Source organism: candidate division KSB1 bacterium (genome assembly GCA_034505495.1).
Classification (GTDB): Bacteria; Zhuqueibacterota; Zhuqueibacteria; order Residuimicrobiales; family Krinioviventaceae; genus Fontimicrobium_A.
Genome location: JAPDQV010000069.1, coordinates 7,215 through 8,731 on the forward strand (window position 1 = coordinate 7,215; position 1,517 = coordinate 8,731).

At 55.0% G+C, this 1,517-nt stretch carries 3 protein-coding genes; all 3 read left to right on the top strand.

What is annotated here, in order from left to right:
* A partial coding sequence (locus ONB24_15180; GenBank protein ID MDZ7317453.1) for a hypothetical protein occupies positions 1 to 422 on the top strand: 422 nt, incomplete at its 5' end.
* Positions 423 to 436: 14 nt separating this feature from the next.
* Positions 437 to 1,348: a site-specific tyrosine recombinase XerD gene (xerD, locus tag ONB24_15185; protein MDZ7317454.1), complete on the top strand. Its 912-nt coding sequence runs from the start codon at positions 437 to 439 to the stop codon at positions 1,346 to 1,348.
* Positions 1,336 to 1,517, top strand: a 182-nt coding sequence (locus ONB24_15190; GenBank protein ID MDZ7317455.1) for a biotin--[acetyl-CoA-carboxylase] ligase, incomplete at its 3' end; no start/stop codon positions are given. The genes xerD and ONB24_15190, both read left to right, overlap by 13 nt.

Consider the following 1,517-nt stretch of genomic DNA (forward strand, 5'->3'; position numbering starts at 1 on the left):
GCAAAAAAGATATCCGGAAAATTGCCGCAGTTTTGCAGTGCGAGCCCAAGTTTATGGGTAACAACTACCGCTTTGAAATCTGCGGCGAAGGTAAAGTCAAGCTTTCGCTCGAAATTTATCCTGATGTACCCATCGGCCGTCGAATCGGCAACTTGATCAGCGTTTATGCTCCCTGCGCGCATCTGCAGCTGCATTTTTGCACCGGTTATGTCGTCAGTGAATCATTGGGTGAGGTGACCTTTATCGGCGAAGTCGGCGGCAAGGTGTCCGGCCTCATTATCGAACGGGAGGGAGGCTGCAGTCTGTATGCGAACGTCGACCGCGAAATTCTCTCCGGCGACTTTACCACCCTTGGCCCGGAAGTGATGCTCAGCGGCGTAGCTCTGTCCATCGCCGAAGAGATACTTCCCCAGGAAAATTAACCGTTTCGTTCCCCTTGATCGACCTTTTAAAAAGCTTTATCGACTATTTAATCATCGAGAGGCGGCTGTCGCCCAACACTGTGGATGCCTACCAGCGCGACCTGCTGCGCTACATTACCTTTCAACAGGAGCGGGATATTCAATCTCCCGATCAGATCACGCGCCGGGATGTCTATGCCTTTTTGGAGATGCTGCACGAATTGACGCTTTCCGCCGCCACCGTCTCGCGCAATCTATCTGCCGTACGCGCTTTTCACCATTTTCTGATCGGCGAGGAAGCGGTTCAGAGCGATCCCACCGCCGACATCGTTGTGCCCAAACCGTGGATGAAACTTCCCGAAGTGCTTTCTCCCGAAGAAGTGGATCGCCTGCTGCAGCAGCCGGATGTCAGTACCGATACCGGCCTTCGCGACCGCGCCATGTTGGAAACGGCCTATGCCACCGGCGTGCGCGTCTCCGAGTTGGTGAACATTAAATTGGATGATATTTTTTGGGAGCAGGAATTCATCCGCATTTTCGGCAAGGGCGGTAAAGAACGTCTCACTCCCATAACCAAGGCGGCGCTGACTTGGGTTCGCGAATACATTCAAGGGCCGCGGATGCGGACGGCATCCAAGGGCCTCAGCCGCGGCGCCGTCTTTCTCAGCACGCGCGGCAGACGCATCAGCCGAAAAACGGTCTGGCTGCTGGTCAAACAATATGCCCAAGCCGCCGGCATCCAAAAACCGATCAGCCCCCACTCACTGCGACACTCGTTTGCTACACATCTGATCGAAAACGGCGCCGATCTGCGCGCCGTTCAAGAGATGCTCGGCCACGCGGACATTATTACGACGCAAATCTATACGCACCTGGATCGCGGCTTTCTGAAAGAGGTGCATCGCAAATATCATCCCTTGGAAAGCGGAGCGCTATGGCGGAAATAGCGGCCAAAACCATCGGCTCTCTCCTTTATGAAGTGGAAGAAACCGTTTCGACTAATCTCCACCTGAAAGAGCTTGCCGATGACCTGCCTCATGGAACCGTCCTGCGCGCGGAACGCCAAACCGCCGGTCGCGGCCGCTTTTCACGCGCCTGGTTTTCCGATGAGCAGAG